The 18,528-nt window shown below is 38.5% G+C and carries 21 protein-coding genes; 18 read left to right on the top strand and 3 right to left on the bottom strand.

Annotated elements, in window-relative coordinates:
- Positions 1–108 precede the first annotated feature (108 nt).
- Both ACOSV2_RS03735 and glnA read left to right on the top strand, forming a co-directional pair.
- Complete coding sequence (locus ACOSV2_RS03735) at positions 109–525, top strand: MerR family transcriptional regulator (RefSeq protein ID WP_113968110.1); 417 nt, start codon at positions 109–111, stop codon at positions 523–525.
- A 36-nt stretch (positions 526–561) separates the two neighbouring features.
- A complete protein-coding gene (gene glnA / locus ACOSV2_RS03740; RefSeq protein ID WP_428973955.1) occupies positions 562–1,896 on the top strand; it encodes a type I glutamate--ammonia ligase in 1,335 nt (444 codons plus the stop codon).
- Positions 1,897–2,023: 127 nt separating this feature from the next.
- On the opposite strand, the gene lexA is transcribed toward glnA, so the two are convergent.
- The gene (lexA, locus tag ACOSV2_RS03745) at positions 2,024–2,644 is read right to left on the bottom strand and encodes a transcriptional repressor LexA (protein WP_113968108.1); all 621 of its coding nucleotides are present in this window, start codon (positions 2,642–2,644) and stop codon (positions 2,024–2,026) included.
- A gap of 156 nt (positions 2,645–2,800) precedes the next feature.
- Between lexA and yneA the strand changes: the two genes are divergently transcribed.
- The 9 genes from yneA (at position 2,801) to ACOSV2_RS03790 (ending at position 12,340) form a co-directional block, all read left to right on the top strand.
- Entirely contained in the window at positions 2,801–3,127 is a 327-nt protein-coding gene (yneA, locus tag ACOSV2_RS03750; RefSeq protein WP_181778039.1) for a cell division suppressor protein YneA, read from the top strand.
- An 11-nt stretch (positions 3,128–3,138) separates the two neighbouring features.
- Positions 3,139–3,789, top strand: a complete 651-nt coding sequence (locus ACOSV2_RS03755; RefSeq protein WP_428973956.1) for a YneB family resolvase-like protein — start codon at positions 3,139–3,141, stop codon at positions 3,787–3,789.
- A 105-nt stretch (positions 3,790–3,894) separates the two neighbouring features.
- The gene (locus tag ACOSV2_RS03760; protein WP_113968105.1) at positions 3,895–4,128 is read left to right on the top strand and encodes a DUF896 domain-containing protein; all 234 of its coding nucleotides are present in this window, start codon (positions 3,895–3,897) and stop codon (positions 4,126–4,128) included.
- A gap of 185 nt (positions 4,129–4,313) precedes the next feature.
- On the top strand, positions 4,314–6,317 hold the full coding sequence (gene tkt / locus ACOSV2_RS03765) for a transketolase (RefSeq protein WP_428973957.1): 2,004 nt from the start codon (positions 4,314–4,316) through the stop codon (positions 6,315–6,317).
- 270 nt (positions 6,318–6,587) lie between these two features.
- Positions 6,588–7,025: a sporulation inhibitor of replication protein SirA gene (sirA, locus tag ACOSV2_RS03770; protein ID WP_428973958.1), complete on the top strand. Its 438-nt coding sequence runs from the start codon at positions 6,588–6,590 to the stop codon at positions 7,023–7,025.
- 84 nt (positions 7,026–7,109) lie between these two features.
- Complete coding sequence (locus tag ACOSV2_RS03775) at positions 7,110–7,331, top strand: YneF family protein (RefSeq protein ID WP_113968102.1); 222 nt, start codon at positions 7,110–7,112, stop codon at positions 7,329–7,331.
- A 186-nt stretch (positions 7,332–7,517) separates the two neighbouring features.
- The gene (locus tag ACOSV2_RS03780) at positions 7,518–8,639 is read left to right on the top strand and encodes a CamS family sex pheromone protein (RefSeq protein WP_428973959.1); all 1,122 of its coding nucleotides are present in this window, start codon (positions 7,518–7,520) and stop codon (positions 8,637–8,639) included.
- 143 nt (positions 8,640–8,782) lie between these two features.
- Positions 8,783–10,531, top strand: coding sequence for an ABC transporter transmembrane domain-containing protein (locus ACOSV2_RS03785; protein WP_428973960.1), 1,749 nt, complete (start codon positions 8,783–8,785; stop codon positions 10,529–10,531).
- Between the two features lie 3 nt (positions 10,532–10,534).
- Entirely contained in the window at positions 10,535–12,340 is a 1,806-nt protein-coding gene (locus ACOSV2_RS03790) for an ABC transporter ATP-binding protein (protein WP_428973961.1), read from the top strand.
- A 90-nt stretch (positions 12,341–12,430) separates the two neighbouring features.
- Here the strand turns inward: ACOSV2_RS03790 and ACOSV2_RS03795 are convergent, their stop codons facing one another.
- Positions 12,431–12,607 (bottom strand): aspartyl-phosphate phosphatase Spo0E family protein, encoded by a 177-nt coding sequence (locus tag ACOSV2_RS03795; protein WP_113968098.1) that lies wholly within the window; start codon positions 12,605–12,607, stop codon positions 12,431–12,433.
- A gap of 265 nt (positions 12,608–12,872) precedes the next feature.
- Between ACOSV2_RS03795 and ACOSV2_RS03800 the strand changes: the two genes are divergently transcribed.
- The 4 genes from ACOSV2_RS03800 to ACOSV2_RS03815 all read left to right on the top strand — a co-directional run bounded on the left by ACOSV2_RS03800 (position 12,873) and on the right by ACOSV2_RS03815 (position 15,312).
- Positions 12,873–13,580: a cytochrome c biogenesis CcdA family protein gene (locus tag ACOSV2_RS03800; protein WP_428973962.1), complete on the top strand. Its 708-nt coding sequence runs from the start codon at positions 12,873–12,875 to the stop codon at positions 13,578–13,580.
- Between the two features lie 120 nt (positions 13,581–13,700).
- A complete protein-coding gene (locus ACOSV2_RS03805) occupies positions 13,701–14,060 on the top strand; it encodes a response regulator (protein ID WP_428973963.1) in 360 nt (119 codons plus the stop codon).
- Positions 14,061–14,181: 121 nt separating this feature from the next.
- Positions 14,182–14,661 carry a CcdC family protein gene (locus ACOSV2_RS03810; RefSeq protein WP_113968095.1) on the top strand — a complete coding sequence of 160 codons (480 nt, stop codon included), beginning with the start codon at positions 14,182–14,184 and terminating at the stop codon, positions 14,659–14,661.
- A 171-nt stretch (positions 14,662–14,832) separates the two neighbouring features.
- Positions 14,833–15,312, top strand: coding sequence for a site-2 protease family protein (locus ACOSV2_RS03815; RefSeq protein ID WP_427597414.1), 480 nt, complete (start codon positions 14,833–14,835; stop codon positions 15,310–15,312).
- A gap of 145 nt (positions 15,313–15,457) precedes the next feature.
- Here ACOSV2_RS03815 and ACOSV2_RS03820 read toward each other — a convergent pair whose 3' ends face one another.
- Complete coding sequence (locus ACOSV2_RS03820) at positions 15,458–15,883, bottom strand: DUF2621 domain-containing protein (protein WP_428973964.1); 426 nt, start codon at positions 15,881–15,883, stop codon at positions 15,458–15,460.
- A 200-nt stretch (positions 15,884–16,083) separates the two neighbouring features.
- Between ACOSV2_RS03820 and ACOSV2_RS03825 the strand changes: the two genes are divergently transcribed.
- From ACOSV2_RS03825 to ACOSV2_RS03835, 3 genes are all read left to right on the top strand, one after another.
- Positions 16,084–17,409 (top strand): ATP-binding protein, encoded by a 1,326-nt coding sequence (locus ACOSV2_RS03825; protein ID WP_428973965.1) that lies wholly within the window; start codon positions 16,084–16,086, stop codon positions 17,407–17,409.
- Between the two features lie 242 nt (positions 17,410–17,651).
- Complete coding sequence (locus ACOSV2_RS03830) at positions 17,652–18,179, top strand: hypothetical protein (protein ID WP_428973966.1); 528 nt, start codon at positions 17,652–17,654, stop codon at positions 18,177–18,179.
- Between the two features lie 106 nt (positions 18,180–18,285).
- Positions 18,286–18,423, top strand: coding sequence for a YvrJ family protein (locus ACOSV2_RS03835; RefSeq protein ID WP_428973967.1), 138 nt, complete (start codon positions 18,286–18,288; stop codon positions 18,421–18,423).
- The last annotated feature ends 105 nt before the right edge of the window (positions 18,424–18,528 follow it).

Here is an 18,528-nt window from a genome sequence, read left to right on the forward strand (position 1 = left end):
TATCCTTTTCTTCTGAATTCTTATGTAAGAAAAACTAACATTTAATTGACAGAACTCCTTACATTACATATAATAAAGTCAAGAAGGAAAACAGAAGGAGGAATCAAGATGAGCGGTAGTGAAATTCGTCGAACGATGGCATTATTCCCAATTAGTATTGTCATGCAGCTCACGGACCTAACAGCTCGTCAGATTCGATACTATGAAGAGCACCAATTGATCAGCCCTGCACGTACTGAGGGGAATCGTAGGCTCTTTTCCTTGAATGACATTGATAAGTTATTGGAAGTAAAGGATCTGTTAGATCAAGGCATCAACATGGCTGGGATTAAGAAGATATTTGCGGTATCCAGTCATAATGAAAGTAAAGTAGTATCTGACGTAAGTAATGAAAAGGAAGAAAAAGCACGACAGGATCTATCCGATGACGAGCTGCGTAAATTACTCCGAAATGAATTGATGCATTCTGGTCGATTTACTAAAGCATCTTTGCGTCAAGGTGACATGTCCCGCTTTTTTCATTAAATAATACCTTTAATAAACTTGAGGAGGAACACGAAAATGGCAAAGTATACTCGAGAAGATGTTTTAAGATTAGCGAATGAAGAAGGTGTCAAGTTCATCCGACTCCAATTCACTGACATTCTGGGGACGATTAAGAACGTAGAAATCCCTCTTAGTCAGCTTGAGAAGGCATTAGATAACAAGATGATGTTTGACGGATCTTCAATTGAAGGATTTGTTCGAATTGAAGAATCAGATATGTACTTATTCCCTGATTTAGACACTTGGTTAGTATTCCCGTGGACAGCTGAAAAAGGAAAAGTAGCCCGACTAATCTGTGATATCTACAATCCAGATGGTACTCCATTCGAAGGAGATCCGCGTAACAATTTAAAGCGCATCTTAAGTCAAATGGAAGAGCTAGGGTTTACTGACTTCAATTTAGGACCTGAGCCGGAATTCTTCCTCTTTAAATTAGACGTAAATGGTGATCCGACATTAGAATTAAACGATAACGGTGGCTATTTCGATTTAGCTCCTACAGATTTAGGTGAGAACTGCCGTCGTGATATCGCATTAGAACTGGAAGAGATGGGATTTGAAATCGAAGCATCTCACCACGAAGTTGCCCCTGGTCAACATGAGATCGACTTTAAATATGCAAGTGCATTAAGAGCATGTGATGATATCCAAACATTTAAGTTAGTGGTTAAGACGATTGCACGTAAGCATGGATTACATGCAACATTCATGCCTAAGCCTCTATTTGGTGTAAATGGATCAGGAATGCACTGTAACATGTCCCTATTCAAAAATGGGGAAAACTCTTTCTTCGATGAAAAGGGAGATCTGCAATTAAGCGATACAGCTCGTCAATTCCTTGCAGGTATCATTAAACATGCAACTGACTTTACAGCGATCACGAACCCGACTGTAAACTCATACAAGCGTTTAGTCCCTGGATATGAAGCACCTTGTTATGTTGCATGGTCTGCTCGTAACCGCAGCCCATTAATCCGTATCCCTGCTTCTCGTGGGTTAAGCACACGAGTTGAAGTCCGAAGTGTTGATCCCGCGGCTAACCCATACCTGGCGATGGCTGTATTACTGGCAGCTGGATTAGATGGAATCAAAAATAACCTTCCAGCACCTAAACCAATCGACCGCAACATTTATGTGATGGACAAAAAAGAGCGTGAAGAAGCGGGAATCGTAGATCTTCCAGCGACATTACACGCTGCATTAGAAAATCTTAAAACAAATGAAGTAATTGTTAAATCCCTTGGAGAACACATCTTCGAACATTTCGTAGAAGCGAAAGAAATCGAATGGGATATGTTCCGTACACAAGTACACCCATGGGAACGTGAGCAATATATTCAAATGTATTAATCCTTAATAATTGCTATTAATTATAAGCAGTGGGTGGTAGCGAAAAATGCTACCACCCACTGCCTTTTTAGAACCTTCAAAAGTATAGAAAAAAATAAGCCGCTATTATACATAGCGGCTTAACGTATTAATGTACTTGGCGATAAACTCCGACAACTTTTCCTAAAATGGATACATTACGTAAAATGATCGGTTCCATTGTTGAGTTCTCTGGCTGTAATCGTACAAAATCTTTTTCTTTGAAAAAACGTTTTACAGTTGCTTCATCTTCCTCTGTCATCGCTACGACGATATCTCCATTGTTTGCTGTTTGTTGCTGACGTACGATAACAAAATCCCCATCCAAGATTCCGGCCTCTATCATACTGTCACCCATGATTTCCAGCATGAAAACCTGCTCATCTGAAGGTGCCATACGCTCAGGCAGTGGAAAGAATTCCTCGACATTCTCAACAGCCGTAATGGGTTGACCGGCTGTAACCTTACCAATTAAGGGAACATTCACAACTCGTTGGCGTGGGATTGTATCCTCTTCAAGGTTTAAGATTTCGATGGCTCTTGGTTTAGTGGGATCTCTACGAATAAGACCTTTGCTCTCTAACCTGGCCAGATGTCCGTGTACGGTGGAACTAGAAGCAAGACCAACGGCTTCACCAATTTCCCGTACGGAAGGTGGATACCCTTTTTCTCTTACTGCAATTTTAATATATTCTAGTATGTCTTGCTGTCTTTTAGACAATTTTGTCATGTTCACGCACCTCTATTATAGATCTTATGTTCCCATTATAGCATGTCTTTCCAGTCGGTACAAACATAAGTTCGAATTTCTGTTGACACCAAACGAATGTTCGTATTACAATGAGTATAACAAAAACAGAACAAACATTCGTATGGAGGTTTTATTATGTTAACACATATTTGGAATCGTTTCTCTTACATTATTATTTTATTTGTCTTAGCACTTTTATCAGCAGTATATTTTCTAATAGTCACGGCAAGTCAACCTTCTTACCAAAGCATCACTGTTCAGGATGGAGACACTCTTTGGACTATTGCCAAACAGTATAATGAAGAATATTCTATGACAGTGGAAGAATTTATCGCATGGGTAGGAGAGGAAAATAATCTTACATCATTCTCAATCCAACCAGGTGAATCACTTGTGTTACCTATAGAAAATCCAACATTATCTACCCATTCAGATTATGAATTGGTAATGAACGAAGAATAGAGGGATAGAAGATGAAGGCAGTAATTTACTGCAGAGTCAGTACAAAGAAAGACACACAGGAAACATCCTTGGAACGTCAAGAAGAGGAACTAGTGAAATTGGCGCAAGACCACCAATACGAAGTGGCTGCTATCATAAAAGATCAAGCAAGCGGTTTTGAATTAGATCGTCCTGGTGTTCTTGAACTTCTTGATTTGATTAAAGATGAGTCTATTGGTGCTGTTCTCATCCAGGATGAAACAAGAATTGGCAGAGGGAATGCCAAAATTGCTCTCATTCACTGTTTACTAAAAGAGGAAGTCAAGATTATCAGTCAAACCCATAGTGGGGAGCTACACTTATCTGAGTCAGATTCTATGGTGATTAATATCGTAAGCATGGTTGAGGAATATCAAAGAAAACTCCATAATTTGAAAATCAGACGAGGGATGAAAAGGGCAGTGGAAAATGGTTTTCAACCTCATAAAAATCTAAAAAATAAAGGAAATGTGGATGGAAGAGAGCGGATTGAAGTACCGGTTGAGGAAATTGTCCGTTTAAGGAAGAACGAACTGACTTTTGCTGAAATTGCAGCAACATTAAGAGGGTTCGGGTATGATGTCTCCAAAGCTACAGTACATAGGCGTTTTAAAGAATATATGACTTCAGTTGAAAATGCGTAACTCTTGTTTTATCTCCTTGAATCTAGTAACATGGCGATAGTATTACGTTCAAATTTTAGTTGTGTTTTAGAATTTGCTGACTATGCAATAAAGGAGTTTTTATAGATGCTTTCAAAAACGAAAATGAATCGAATCAATGAACTTGCCAAAAAGTCTAAAAGTAGCGGACTAACCGAACAAGAAGCAAAAGAGCAGTCCAAGTTGAGAAAAGAATACCTGGAAACGTTTCGTCAATCGATGAAAGGGACCATTGAAAATACAAGAATCTTTGATCCGGAAGGTAATGAAGTGACACCTAAGAAGATTCAGGATATACAGACTAAAAAGAAAATGCATTAGATTAATGAACGGCCAGGTCCATTTTAAAATGGACCTGGCCGTTTTTTCCTTCTTAACCCTTATGAAATCATAAGGGTTTTTATTTTCAACGATTATAAAGTCATGTTATCATTCAAGATAGTTGTATAAACTAACAAAGAAGATTAATATTAATAAGGTACAATAAAAGGAAGGATGTCTGACATATGTTTGATAACACAGATCAATTAGCAATTAATACAATCCGTACATTATCTATCGATGCAATTGAAAAAGCAGGTTCAGGACACCCTGGAATGCCTATGGGAGCAGCACCGATGGCGTATGCTCTTTGGACAAGATTCATGAATCATAATCCGAAAAATCCTGAGTGGTTTAACCGGGATCGATTCGTTTTATCCGCTGGTCATGGATCAATGCTATTATATAGCCTGCTTCATTTATCGGGATATGATGTTTCAATGGAAGATCTTAAAGAATTCCGTCAATGGGGAAGTAAAACACCGGGACACCCGGAATACAAACATACCCCAGGTGTTGAAGCCACGACTGGACCACTAGGGCAAGGAATCGGTATGGCCGTCGGTATGGCATTGGCTGAAAGGCATTTAGCTTCTACATACAATAAGGATCAATACGATATGGTAGACCATTTTACATATTCTATTTGTGGAGATGGAGACTTAATGGAGGGTGTGGCCTCTGAAGCAGCTTCTCTAGCAGCTCACTTGAAATTAGGTCGACTTGTCGTTCTCTATGATTCAAATGATATTTCACTTGATGGAGAGTTAGACAAATCTTTCTCTGAAAGTGTGGAAGGCCGCTTTGAATCGTATGGTTGGCAATATATTCGTGTTGAAGACGGGAATGACCTTGATGAAATCTCCAAAGCAATCGAAGAGGCTCAAGGTGATACTAGCCGTCCTACTATGATCGAAGTTAAGACGGTCATCGGATACGGAGCTCCTAATAAATCAGGGAAATCTGCTGTTCACGGTGCTCCACTAGGTGAAGACGAAATGAAGCTTACGAAAGAAGCTTATCAATGGACGTTTGAACAGGATTTCCATGTACCTGAGGAAGTTTACAGTAGATTCGAGGAAAGAATCCAACAAGTAGGTTCTGAAAAAGAAGAAGCCTGGGCTGACCTATTCATTAAATACAAAGAAGAGCATCCAGAGCTTGCTGTCCAATTAGAAGCAGCAATCAAAGGTGATCTTCCAGAAGGTTGGGATCAAGATATCCCGGTATATGAAGAAGGAAAAGCACTAGCAAGCAGAGCTTCTTCTGGTGAAGTGTTAAATGCGATTGCAAAGAAACTTCCTTCATTTATTGGTGGATCAGCTGACTTAGCCGGATCTAACAAGACGATGATTAAAGATGAAGCAGACTTTACTCATGAATCGTATGAAGGTCGTAATATCTGGTTCGGTGTTCGTGAGTTCGGTATGGGTGCAGCCATGAATGGTATGGCTCTTCACGGCGGTCTGCACGTATTCGGAGGGACATTCTTCGTATTCAGTGACTATTTAAGACCTGCTATCCGCTTAGCGGCTCTAATGGGCTTACCTGTGACATATGTATTCACGCATGATAGTATTGCTGTCGGAGAAGATGGACCTACGCATGAACCTGTAGAACAGCTCGCTTCACTTCGTGCCATGCCTAACCTTTCTGTTATCCGCCCTGGTGACGGAAATGAAGTTGCTGCAGCATGGAAATTATCCTTAGAGTCAAAGGATCAGCCTACGATGTTAGTTCTATCTCGTCAGGACCTCCCAACTCTTAAAGGTACTGCAGATAAAGCATATAACGGCGTAGATAAAGGAGCATATGTGGTATCTGCTTCCGGCAAGGAACAGCCTGATGCCTTACTGATTGCAACTGGTTCTGAAGTGCATTTAGCAGTAGACGCTCAAAATGCACTTGAAAAAGACGGAATCAGCGTATCTGTCGTAAGTATGCCGTCTTGGGATCGCTTCGAGAAACAATCAAAAGAATACAAAGAATCTATTCTGCCTAAGAGTGTGAAAAAACGTCTTGCTATCGAAATGGGATCTCCAATGGGTTGGGATCGTTATGTAGGAGACGAAGGTGACATCTTAGCGATTGATGGATATGGTGCATCTGCACCTGGAGCAAAAGTCATGGAAGAGTACGGCTTTACATCTGAAAATGTAGTTTCAAGAATCAAAGCATTGATACAGTAATAATTTAAAGACATCAAAGGTCGACTCCTTAATACTCTTAAAGGAGTCGACCTTTTTTAAGCTGAATGGCATTGTCAATTAAAAAGAGTATGTGTGAAAGAAAATGGGTAAATGATGAAAACTCCCTATACTTTACAACTTGAGACAATCCCCGATATTTTGAGTTCACTTGCCCTTCGACAAAACTAGTGTAGATTTTCAACATTTTCCGACAATGACTCCTCTCTAGTTGATTTATACTATATGAAAGAAAGGTAGGAGGGTGTAAAGGTGCGAAACTATCAAATCTATTGGATTGAAGAAATGTTTGTTCAGCACTATTATGGTCGGGAAAGAATATTCTATCAGCTGTTTTCCGAATGGGAAGCAAGTTCAGGGGAGCTTCACGATATCATCTCGAAACAAGTAAATTACATTACCAGGCCAATTCCATACCTTCCTACTCAAAGAATCCTGCAGCACGAGATCGGTAAAATTGAAGGAGCGGCTTGGGTTGATTCTGTTGCATCAATTGAAAAGATCGATACAGGTGCTACACTTGTTCTCAATGAAAAATGGATGACCCTCAATGCTTGGGGTCACGATGAATCTGAATATATCTTTTTTGAGATCCTGCGCAGAAATATGGGTCAATTGCTCGCAATCGATATCCAAAATGAACGTTTTGGATGGTTAAAACCGATAAAACAAAGAAAATTTATATATTAATAAGAAATTATGACAGAAATATTGTATAATGTTTCATGGTTTAGTACACTTTTATAAGGACAACATGAAGGAGGAAGTAAGAGTATGTCAACGACTGGGTTACTTATTCTAGTTGGAGTTCTAGCATTACTTGCTGGAGTTGCACTAGGATTTTTCATTGCTCGTAAATATATGATGAGCTATCTTAAGAAAAATCCACCAATTAACGAGCAAATGTTACGCATGATGATGATGCAAATGGGTCAAAAACCTTCGCAAAAGAAAATCAATCAAATGATGAATGCAATGAATAAGAACACGAAGTAATAGATAGAAGCACTCAGGTGATGAGTGCTTTTTCTATTTGTGACAAACTATTTACGATAATGAGTTTATAATCATTCTATTGTCATTTAGGCTAAATTGATTATTTTAGTCAATTCAAAAAAACTTAATGATTATCATTCAGATTAAAATTGAATTTATGATAGAATATAGTCCGGAGGGAGTCATATGAAAAAATGGATGATAGCTTCACTGTCTCTCATGATTATTGTTGCCGGATGCAGCAATAAGCCTCAAGAAGTGATGGATGAAGAAACACTTGAAATTCAAAATAGTGCAGCTGGAGAAGCGCGCGAATATTTAAATTATAAAGTGAACAAAGAGAAGAAATCAATCAATCGTGGTCTTATTACGATGATGATTAACAATCGCAGTGATATGGATGAAATCGAGACTGGCCTCATGTCTTTATCCACCGAGCATTTTTCACCGGAGGATTATGTATACCAGGAAGGTCAATATCTAAAAGGTCTAAATTCATGGCTGGGAAGAAAGTCTAAATCAAATAAATCAGGGCTTAATCCTGCTCTGGAGATTAAGGATGATATGGGCTGGGAACAACAAATGGAGCTTGAAAAAAAGAATCCCATGTATCTCGCTTATATCCATGAACAGAACTACGTTGACTCGGAAGGAAAAATAAAAGGGATTTCCCTCGGTCTTGCTATGAATACCGTAGATTATATTCGAGTCGAAGATGAAAATAAGCTCATGCATTTTGATGAGGCAAAGATCGATGACCAACAGTTAGAAGAATACGGAAAGAAGATAGCTAACACCGTTGTCAGTAGGGTGAAAGCCAATAAGGAACTGAAAGATGTCCCTATACTGATATCCCTTTATAAACTTCAACCATTGAATAGTGTAGTGTCCGGCAACTATATTACTTCCAGTTATGTTGACGAAAATGATAAGTCTGCAAAAAAATGGAATGATGTAACGGATAAATATTATTACTTCCCTAGTGATGAAGGAGAAGAGAAGGATCGCGATCTACATAATCGGATACGTGATTTAGAAGATTATGTTTCGAAATATTTTTCACACCAGGATATTGAGTTTGTCGGAAAAGCCTTATACCAAAAGGACACCTTGAATAAACTCGTGATTGATGTACATACAGGAATGGTGAAAGAAACAGAACTAATAGGCTTTTCTCAGGCAATTGGTCCTGAAATTGTTGATTACTTCCCTCATACGCCCGTTTACCTATATGTGAAGACACCGAAGGGTCTGAAAGCAACCATTGTAAAAGAAGTGGACCAAGAACCATTTGTTCAAATCCATTAGTATAATATCAATTATAAGAACATCTCTTAAGACATTAAGAGGTGTTTTTTTTTGATTATTAGTCTTATCAAAAAAAGATTTCTCATTTTTTTGAAATTTGGTAAAATAAAGAGTCGATTTATTATAGATAAGGGGGAGAGAGAATGAAAGTCTTTTTAGATTTAAAGTGGTTTTTTTTGCAAGAGAAAAAGTCATATATCACAGGAACCATCCTGCTTTTAATTGTTGCATTTCTTCAATTGATTCCACCAAAGATTGTAGGGGTTATTGTGGATAGTATCAAAGAGAACTCATTGACCCGTGAAGACATGCTGAAATGGATTCTCATCCTTATCACCACGGCTGTATCCATGTACGGACTTCGGTTTGTATGGAGGATCATGATTTTTGGTTCGGCGACCAAACTTTCCCGCTTGCTTCGGAATCGGTTGTATCATCATTTTACCAAGATGTCGCCTTCCTTTTACCAAAAGAGGAGAGTCGGTGATTTGATGGCGCATGCCACCAATGATCTTCAAGCGATTCAACAAACGGCAGGAGTCGGAGTATTAACGTTTGTAGATTCCATATCTACAGGAGGTTTCGTGATACTGGCCATGGCTTTTACAATTAGTTGGAAGCTTACCCTTATTGCTTTGATCCCAATGCCGTTCATGGCAATGCTGACGAGTTATTATGGTACCCTTCTACATAAACGATTTCATAAAGCTCAAGAAGCATTCTCATCCTTAAATGATAAAACGCAGGAAAGTGTAACGGGAATCAAGGTTCTTAAGACGTTTGGACAAGAGAAAGAGGATATCGAATCATTTAGAAAGCAATCTGATGATGTAGTGCAGAAGAATATTGCTGTTGCAAAAGTGGATTCCCTTTTCGATCCAACTATTTCCATCATAGTAGGGATTTCTTTCTTTTTATCGATTGTATTTGGGTCAAGACTTGTCGTGAGTGGAGAGCTGACAATAGGAGAACTGATCTCATTTACTACCTACCTGGGACTTCTCATTTGGCCGATGCTCGCATTCGGATGGTTATTTAATATTGTGGAGAGAGGGCGTGCGTCTTACGACCGTGTATCACAGTTGTTAAATGAAAGGGTAGACGTTAAAAATCATGAAGGGGTGTTGGATCGAGCACCTTCAGGAAATATAGAATATAAAATTGAGTCCTTTTCTTATCCAAATGAAGATGTGCATGCTTTAGAGAATATTCACTTTTCCTTAAAGAAAGGTCAAACGTTAGGAATTGCAGGGAAAACGGGAGCAGGTAAAACAACCCTATTAAGGTTATTACTAAGAGAATTTGAAGGGTATAAGGGCGAAATAACGTTCGGAGGGCAGATGATCCAGGGTTACAAATTATCCTGTTTACGTGAAAGTATTGGTTATGTGCCTCAAGATCATTTTCTATTTTCAGCCACGATTTTTGAGAATATAGCTTTCACTCATCCACTTACCCCCATAGAAAAAGTGGAAGAGGCGGCCTCACTTGCGCATATTCATGAGGATATCGTTCATTTCAGTGAAGGATACGGAACTGTGGTCGGTGAAAGAGGGGTTTCTTTATCTGGTGGACAAAAGCAAAGGATCGCGATTGCGAGAGCCCTGTTAATGAATCCAGAGATACTCATTCTTGACGACTCATTGTCAGCTGTTGATGCGAAGACAGAAGAATCCATTTTGACATCATTAAAGGAAAATAGAGAAGGAAAAACGACCATGATCACTTCTCATAGATTAAGCGCCATTCAACATGCAGATCTGATCATTATTCTCGATGAAGGGAAGGTCATGGAGAGAGGCACTCATAGCGAACTGATGATGAAAAAGGGATGGTACCGGGAAATGTATCTGCGTCAACAGTTAGAAGAAATAGTGGAGTATGGGGGATAAGATATGGATACTATACCGACTTTAACGGCGAAAGAGCAGCGAAACATATTTTTTCGTCTAATGAAATATACAAAGCCGCATAAAAAAACGATTTTATTTGCATTTTCATTATTACTGCTGACAACGATAGGCGATGTCTTTGGACCAATCATCATCAAGGTCTTTATAGACGATTATTTAACCCCAAGAGAGTTTCCGTACGGTCCACTTGTAGGATTGGGAGCGACCTATTTATTCATTCAAATAGGGAATGTATTGATCTCTTACTTTCAAATATTGAAGTTCCAAGAGATAGCTCTGAAAATCATTCAGCAGATTCGTGTAGATGTTTTTACGAAGGTCCAGGGGTTAGGAATGAGGTATTTCGATAAAACCCCTGCAGGAAGTATTGTCTCACGGGTTACCAATGATACGGAAGCGATTAAAGATATGTTTGTGAGTGTACTGGTATCCTTCATTCAGGGAGCATTCCTATTAACAGGTATCTTTATCGCTATGTTTGCACTCAATACCCGGCTGGCTTTCTTCTGTTTATTCATCTTGCCGGTCATTTTTATGATTATGAATCTTTACCGCAAGTTTAGCGCCATCTTCTATCAGGATATGCGCGAGAGATTGAGTCAGCTTAATGCAAAGCTTAGTGAGTCTCTTCAAGGAATGTCCATTATCCAGGTGTTCAGGCAGGAAAATAGACTAAGGGAAGAATTCGGCGATATCAATGAAAAACACTATTTAGCTGGAATGAAAAATATAAAAGTGGATGGATTATTATTAAGGCCGGCCATTGATCTGGTGTATGTAGCGGCATTAATTGTAGTTTTAAGCTATTTTGGCGTGACATCATTCAATCAGCCTATTGAAATAGGGGTTTTATATGCCTTTGTTAATTATCTGGACCGATTCTTTGAGCCGGTCAATCAAATCATGATGAGACTATCCATGTTTCAGCAGGCAATCATTGCCTCTTCCCGTGTCTTTAAGCTGCTGGATGAAGATGAACTTTCCCCAGCACAGAATGTAGAGAATCATTCGAAAGGAACCATCGGTGAAGGTGAAATAACATTTGACAATGTTTCATTCTCTTATGATGGGAAAAGAGATATCCTTAAGAATATTTCATTTACCGCAAGACCTGGAGAAACGGTCGCTTTAGTGGGACACACAGGTAGTGGAAAGAGCTCAATCATCAATTTACTCATGAGGTTCTATGAATTTGATCGTGGAAATATTCTAATAGACGGTCAAAACATTAAGTCTTATCCAGTAGAGGAGCTGCGTCGGAAAATGGGGCTAGTCCTACAGGATCCATTTCTCTTCTTTGGAACCATCAGAGATAATATAAAGCTTTATTCAGAAGCCATGACGGATAAAGAAGTGGAGAAAGCTGCCACATTTGTTCAAGCCAATACTTTTATAGAAAAACTACCTGAAGCATATGGGCATCCAGTGGTTGAGAGGGGATCAACGCTTTCGAGTGGCCAAAGGCAATTAATCGCTTTTGCAAGAACCATCGCAACCAGACCGAAAATACTTGTCCTGGATGAAGCAACGGCCAATATCGATACGGAAACGGAAGAAGCCATTCAAGGGGCATTATCAAGAATGAGAAAAGGAAGAACAACGATTGCCATTGCTCATAGACTCTCTACGATTCAAGATGCAGACCTCATAATGGTTCTTCATCGGGGGGAGATTGTCGAGAGAGGAAGTCATCAGGAATTACTTGTTCAAAAAGGGATTTATCACAAGATGTATCTTCTTCAAAATGGCTTAATTGATGGCATGGAAGATGCCGTTACAAGTACTTGAAGGTATGAAAGGCAGACTCTATAAATTTAGAGTCTGCCTTTTGGTCATTGATATTTATATTAGAATAGTATAATTGTATTCAATCATGCATTAGCTCATTTGAGGTGAGCACTTTTTTATGTATAGGGAGTTGTAGCTATTTAACAGACGATCAAGTTCCTGACTAAATTGAATAGCTTGAGGTGACGTGAGTCCATTTTCAGCAACAATATCAATTAATTGAGCACGCTTTTTTTCAATTCGTTCGAGAAGCTCTTTTTTAGACACGGCTGTTTCCTTTCTTTTGTATGTCCTTACAAACGGAATACAAAACTAGTAATAACTGTAACTTTTTATTAGTATAACGAATATCGAACTGTTTTTCAAAGCAAAATTATTGGTTATTAAAAAAGAAAAGAGAGTTTAACACATTTGAAAAAGTAAAATGTGCTTGTAATATGATGGTCACAAATCTTTCACACAAACATTCCTCATAGAAACCGGTTTTGTTTGATAGAATAGAGATATATACTGAAATGTAGGAGTTGTAAAAATGTCTGACTTTAATATTTTCTTAGCAATTGGGGCCGGTTTCCTAAGCTTCATCTCTCCATGCTGCCTTCCATTATATCCCGCTTTTCTTTCTTATATAACAGGAATGAGTGTGAATGAGCTCAAAACAGATAATGCAATGCTTCAAAGAAGAAGTTTATTACATACTTTGTTTTTCTTAGTCGGTTTCTCGGCAATCTTTATCGCCATCGGTTTTGGTACTTCCCTTATCGGAAACTTCTTTTTGGATTATAAAGATCTCATTCGTCAGCTTGGAGCTATCTTCATTGTGATATTTGGATTGGTAGTCATAGGCGTATTCACACCGGAAACATTGATGAAGGACCGTCGCATTGAATTCAAGAATAGACCGGCAGGCTTTTTTGGCTCCGTATTAATCGGAATGGCATTCGCTGCCGGCTGGACACCATGCACGGGGCCGATTCTTGCTTCGGTTCTGGCTCTTGCCGCCTCTAATCCAGGTTCTGGCGTCATATATATGACAGCTTATGTATTAGGGTTTGCCATTCCGTTTTTCATTCTGTCATTCTTTATCGGAAGAATGCAATGGATCAGAAAAAACAGTGGAAAGATTGTAAAGGTAGGAGGATATGTGATGATTGCGGTAGGAATCATGCTATTCTTTGATTGGATGACCGTCATTCTAGCTTACCTTACTTCGGTATTTGGAGGATTCACTGGGTTTTAAACCAATAAAATAATAGAATAGAATATACATTTCATTACGTTTTATGGTATAGTTTAAATGGATGAATTAGGAAATTAGATATAACAGACATCGGGTAGCGTATACAAGGAGGAAACATCTGTGGCAACGATACTTGTAGTGGATGATGCGAAATTTATGAGAATGACTCTTGGAAGCATGCTTTCCTCTTCCGGTCACGAAGTCGTAGGGGAAGCAGAGAATGGACTTATCGCTGTAGAAAAGTATCGTGAACTTCAGCCGGATCTGGTGACTATGGACATCACGATGCCTGAGCTGGATGGAATAGAAGCGGTTAGAAGGATTTTATCCGAGTTTCCCCAAGCTAAAGTAATCATGTGTTCAGCTATGGGCCAACAAAAGGTAGTGGTGGAAGCCATTGAAGCGGGTGCGAAGGACTTTATTGTGAAACCCTTTGACGAAGTAAGGGTAGAAGAAGCCATCAAAAGAGTTTTAGGGTGATAAATGGAAAGAGAGGTTAAAGCTCTATACAACCTCTCTTTTTTGTGTTTTCGTTTTTTTCTCATTTGGGCTATAATAGGGAAAGGTATGAAAGTAGAAAATAAAAGGATGATGATGGTTTATGATGATAGCTTCATCCATTGTTGCGATTTGCATGGGTTTTATGGTGATATTTATTAGAATGAAGGCTCAGAAAAAGCCTGTTAGCAGCAAGAAGATTATCTTACCTCCTTTGTTTATGAGTACAGGTGCGTTAATGTTCTTATTTCCTGTTTTTCGAGTCACTTTAGGAGAGTTTCTAGAAGCGATTACCGTAGGCATGATCTTTTCTATATTGTTGATCAAGACTTCCAAATTCGAAATTCGTGATAATGATATTTATTTAAAACGTTCTAAAGCGTTCGCATTTATTTTGATTGGGCTCCTATTAATACGAATATTGGCCAAATCCATTCTAAGTGCATCGATCGATTATGGTGAACTTAGTGGGATGTTCTGGATTCTTGCCTTTGGTATGATCGTTCCATGGAGAATCACCATGTATCTTCAATATAGAAAGCTGCACCAAGAGCAACAGGATTTAACAACGAATTCAATTTAATTCATGGGGGAAAATAGCAGGGTGATTTCTATCACGCTGCTATTTTATTTGGAAATTTCTTCACGTGAGATTACGATTTCTTTACAAAGGAGACCAATATGCTTAGGGTTGAGTCATTTAGGGCAAAGAGAGAGATGAAGAAAATAACAAGAGATATTGGTGGGATAAGTATTGTTTACACTAGCAGATATTTGGACGTTTTTTCTGGCATTCTTTTTAACACTGCCATTGGTCACCATCGTCCATGAAGCAGGTCATATCCTCGTTGCTCGCATTTTTGGTGCAAAGATAAAGTTTTGCATTGGAACCGGTAAGCATTTAATGAGCATTGGTCCACTGGAAGTTAAGAGAATGTATTTTATGGAGGGTTGGTGTCAATATACAGAATTGAAGTATAATAAGGTGTGGGTTCATGTGCTTATTTACATGTCTGGAAGTTTATTTAACCTGATTGCGATTTTAGCCATTAACTTCCTGATATTTGAAGGAGTCATTCCTGTTCACATCTTTTTCTATCAATTTGTGTATTTTTCCGTTTATTTTATATTCTTTTCATTGTTTCCTTTTCGAAATGGAGAAGGGAAACCAAGTGATGGACAAGCGATACTTGACGTCATTAGATACGGTAAGGCAGAGGATCCCATTGATTAATCATATAAAAAAGGTAAACGATTATCGTTTACCTTTTTTTGCTTTCTTCCATTTATAAAACAGGAATGCAGCACCTATAATGAAAATTAAATACAGCACAATCGGAATAATTAATATCGATCCCATCGTCTTTCCTTCCTGTCATCTAGAATAAATGTTCGTAGGGGGTTACATCTATTTGCATTTCGTTTAGTTTTTTTCGAAGAAACTTATGATCCCGTTTCGGAGTCGCCAGGATATACCCTCTGATGACTAATTCCTGAGAAATGGAAGAGGCTCTGTCTTTTAAAGCCAATTCTCCAATTTTACCTGCAATTTTTTGCTTTGCTACGTCTCTAAATAATTCGGGTACGGGTGTGACCAACTCATTGAGCATTTTCTTTTCCTCATCACCCCATAAATGGATGGTTTCATTCACATAATGCTCTTCCCAGTCCAAATCGGATTTTCCATCCTCTTTAGGAAATCTCTTTAAGAATTTCCTGAACATAAAGAATCCACCAATAGCAAATGAAGCCACTAAAAATACGACCCAAAACAGTATGAAATATAAGAACCAACCTTCAAGCATGCTTTCACCTCAATTTTTCAAAAAGCGTATGTATCGTATTCATTATAGACAAGGGAAAAGCTTGTGACAAGAATATCGTTGTTTTTACAAAAGAAGTCTATACTGTTCTCAATTAGAAATGATATACTAATAAATAACAAATATCGCGAAAATTCTTTCTATTTCGATTCTCGTGCTTGGATGGATAGGGGGCTCACAGGATGATCTATAGAGGGAGAATAGTATCAGTGCTCATGGGACTTTTACTAGTCTTAACATGGGATTTTATTTATTACTTTGTTTTGCATTATCCAGTCGATTTGAAAGTGGATTTGGTATTCACTCTATTGATTCTCTTTATCAGCTACTATATGGGGAAGAATTATGACACAAGCTATAAAACGTTAGCTGCCCTGCGAAAGAGTGAAGAGAGGGTGAAGCTTCTCAATGAAGAAATGCAGCATGTGCTTCAGAGTATCGATGAAGTAGTCTTTCATACCAATTCCAAAGGAGAGTTTCAATTTCTGAATCAATCCTGGGAAGACTACACGGGATATACAGTTAAAGAAAGTTTACATAAGAATGCACTTCATTTTATTTCCCTACATGAACGTCATGAAATTCTTCGAATGGTAAGACAAAGCATAAGCTTGAAAAAGGAGAAAATGAAAATGGACTTCTCTTATCAGAAGAGGGATGGTCAGTTTCGTTGGGGTGAAGTGAATGTTAAGTTAAACTATAATGAAAATGGTGAACTTCTTGGTACGGTAGGAACCATCTCAGACATTACCGAAAGAGTACATAATGAAGAAGAATTGATTGAAATGAATGAAACGTTAGCCATTGAATCTCAAAAACTATCTGTCGCAGGGCAATTAGCAGCCGGAATTGCACATGAGGTACGTAATCCCCTTACGTCGATCAACGGCTTCTTACAGTTATTAAGAGATGATGCTGATGAGAAGACGAAGGAATACTTAGGGATTGTCTTTTCTGAAATTAAGAGGATTGAACTTGTGCTGAGCGAATTGTTGATCCTTGCAAAGCCGCAATCCGTTACATATAGACGAATCAATATTATCGAGACCCTTGATCATGTTGCGAAATTATTAAATACGAATGCCATTTTATATAATATTGAAATCCAAACCGATTTTCATGAAAGGGAGCTCCATATTCGTGGAGATGAAAATCAGCTAAAACAAGTATTCATTAACTTACTTAAAAACGCGATAGAATCGATGCCTCATGGAGGAACGATTACGATAAGTGCAGACTTGTCCTCTTATAACAAGGTTCAATTAATCTTCAAAGATGAGGGAGTAGGCATGAAAAAAGAAACGCTGGATAAACTCGGAGAGCCTTTCTTCACAACGAAGACAAAAGGCACGGGCTTGGGTCTCACCATATGTCTGAGAATTCTTCGTGATCATGGGGCGGATATCAGGGTGCAAAGCGAGCAGGGAGAAGGAACCACCTTCCATATCATGTTTGAAGCTGTTCAGGCCACAGAGAGAAAAAGGAGGGAAACCTTACAAAACCAATGAACTAAGAACCCTTATGGATCGAACATAAGGGCTCTTTCTCGCGGGTAATAGGCTGTATATTTAAAATATTTATAAGATTTAAACTTTGGAAAAATTAGAAAATTCTTCTTTACCAGTCTATTCTCCCCGTGATAAGATACTTTTTGCCGGCTTATCATTAATTGAAGAAAGCGATTTCCTATAGGAATTGCTTGCCTTCTATACTTGAACATGTTGATTGAGACAGAGAGGGGAAAACAAGTATGAAAAAAGTATGGTTTTTAGGTCTGGGTCTATCTTTAGCATTGGTTGGATGCTCCGATTCAGGTTCTGACGAAGCTAAAAAAGAGGAAACAACAAATGCAAAGGAAGAAAACGCAAATGTTGCTGGAGATATAATGGATTTTTATTTAAATTTAACAACAACCGTCAATGGTGTTGATATTGATCTTAATGGATATGAAGAAGCGATAGCAGGAGAAGAGCCTCCTGCAGGAGAAGAGTTGAAAAAAATGAAGGAAGCTGCTGCAGCATCAGCAACTGAATCTGCTAAAGCTGTAGAAAGCATGGAAATCCCGGGAGGTCTTGGTGATCATAAAGATGCGGTGGAATCATTCAAAGCGACCCTGACAGAATCATATAATATGAAAGCTGAAGCACTTTCTAAAGAGGGCGAAACAGATTTAACGGCAGCCAATGAAAAATTAAACGAAGCAGAAAACCAAATCAAAGAGATTCTTGATGAAGCAGGGTTAGTAAGCGCAAGCTTAATAAGTGATCTAAACGGATGATAAATTTAAAAAGCGACTCCATGAAATGATGGAGTCGCTTTTTATTTTCATATAGTCGCCTTTTTCGCTCCTTTTACCTATATATAAGATGAGGGGAGTGAAAAGGATGGAAACTATTATTTCATTCGTTTCTGATGTAGGTTTTCCGATTGTTGTCACGGTGTATCTGCTCTATCGTATTGAGACGAAGCTGGATGCCGTAATCACGTCGATACAAACACTACCTCAGCAGTTAAAAGAATAATAGAAAGGAGGCTCCTCATTTCACATGGGAGCCTCCTTTCTCTTTATGAAAGCTCAATAAAGAATTAAAGTGATATAGGAACGAATGTTCTGTAAGTTGACATTT

The sequence above is a fragment of the Rossellomorea sp. DUT-2 genome (assembly GCF_052665285.1).

Coding starts and splice junctions, on each gene's coding strand:
- ACOSV2_RS03735 (WP_113968110.1), top strand. CDS start 109: ATGAGCGGTAGTGAAATTCGTCGAACGATGGCATTATTCCCAATTAGT.
- glnA (WP_428973955.1), top strand. CDS start 562: ATGGCAAAGTATACTCGAGAAGATGTTTTAAGATTAGCGAATGAAGAA.
- lexA (WP_113968108.1), bottom strand. CDS start 2,644: ATGACAAAATTGTCTAAAAGACAGCAAGACATACTAGAATATATTAAA.
- yneA (WP_181778039.1), top strand. CDS start 2,801: ATGTTAACACATATTTGGAATCGTTTCTCTTACATTATTATTTTATTT.
- ACOSV2_RS03755 (WP_428973956.1), top strand. CDS start 3,139: ATGAAGGCAGTAATTTACTGCAGAGTCAGTACAAAGAAAGACACACAG.
- ACOSV2_RS03760 (WP_113968105.1), top strand. CDS start 3,895: ATGCTTTCAAAAACGAAAATGAATCGAATCAATGAACTTGCCAAAAAG.
- tkt (WP_428973957.1), top strand. CDS start 4,314: ATGTTTGATAACACAGATCAATTAGCAATTAATACAATCCGTACATTA.
- ACOSV2_RS03775 (WP_113968102.1), top strand. CDS start 7,110: ATGTCAACGACTGGGTTACTTATTCTAGTTGGAGTTCTAGCATTACTT.
- ACOSV2_RS03780 (WP_428973959.1), top strand. CDS start 7,518: ATGAAAAAATGGATGATAGCTTCACTGTCTCTCATGATTATTGTTGCC.
- ACOSV2_RS03785 (WP_428973960.1), top strand. CDS start 8,783: ATGAAAGTCTTTTTAGATTTAAAGTGGTTTTTTTTGCAAGAGAAAAAG.
- ACOSV2_RS03790 (WP_428973961.1), top strand. CDS start 10,535: ATGGATACTATACCGACTTTAACGGCGAAAGAGCAGCGAAACATATTT.
- ACOSV2_RS03800 (WP_428973962.1), top strand. CDS start 12,873: ATGTCTGACTTTAATATTTTCTTAGCAATTGGGGCCGGTTTCCTAAGC.
- ACOSV2_RS03810 (WP_113968095.1), top strand. CDS start 14,182: ATGATGATAGCTTCATCCATTGTTGCGATTTGCATGGGTTTTATGGTG.
- ACOSV2_RS03820 (WP_428973964.1), bottom strand. CDS start 15,883: ATGCTTGAAGGTTGGTTCTTATATTTCATACTGTTTTGGGTCGTATTT.
- ACOSV2_RS03825 (WP_428973965.1), top strand. CDS start 16,084: ATGATCTATAGAGGGAGAATAGTATCAGTGCTCATGGGACTTTTACTA.
- ACOSV2_RS03830 (WP_428973966.1), top strand. CDS start 17,652: ATGAAAAAAGTATGGTTTTTAGGTCTGGGTCTATCTTTAGCATTGGTT.
- ACOSV2_RS03835 (WP_428973967.1), top strand. CDS start 18,286: ATGGAAACTATTATTTCATTCGTTTCTGATGTAGGTTTTCCGATTGTT.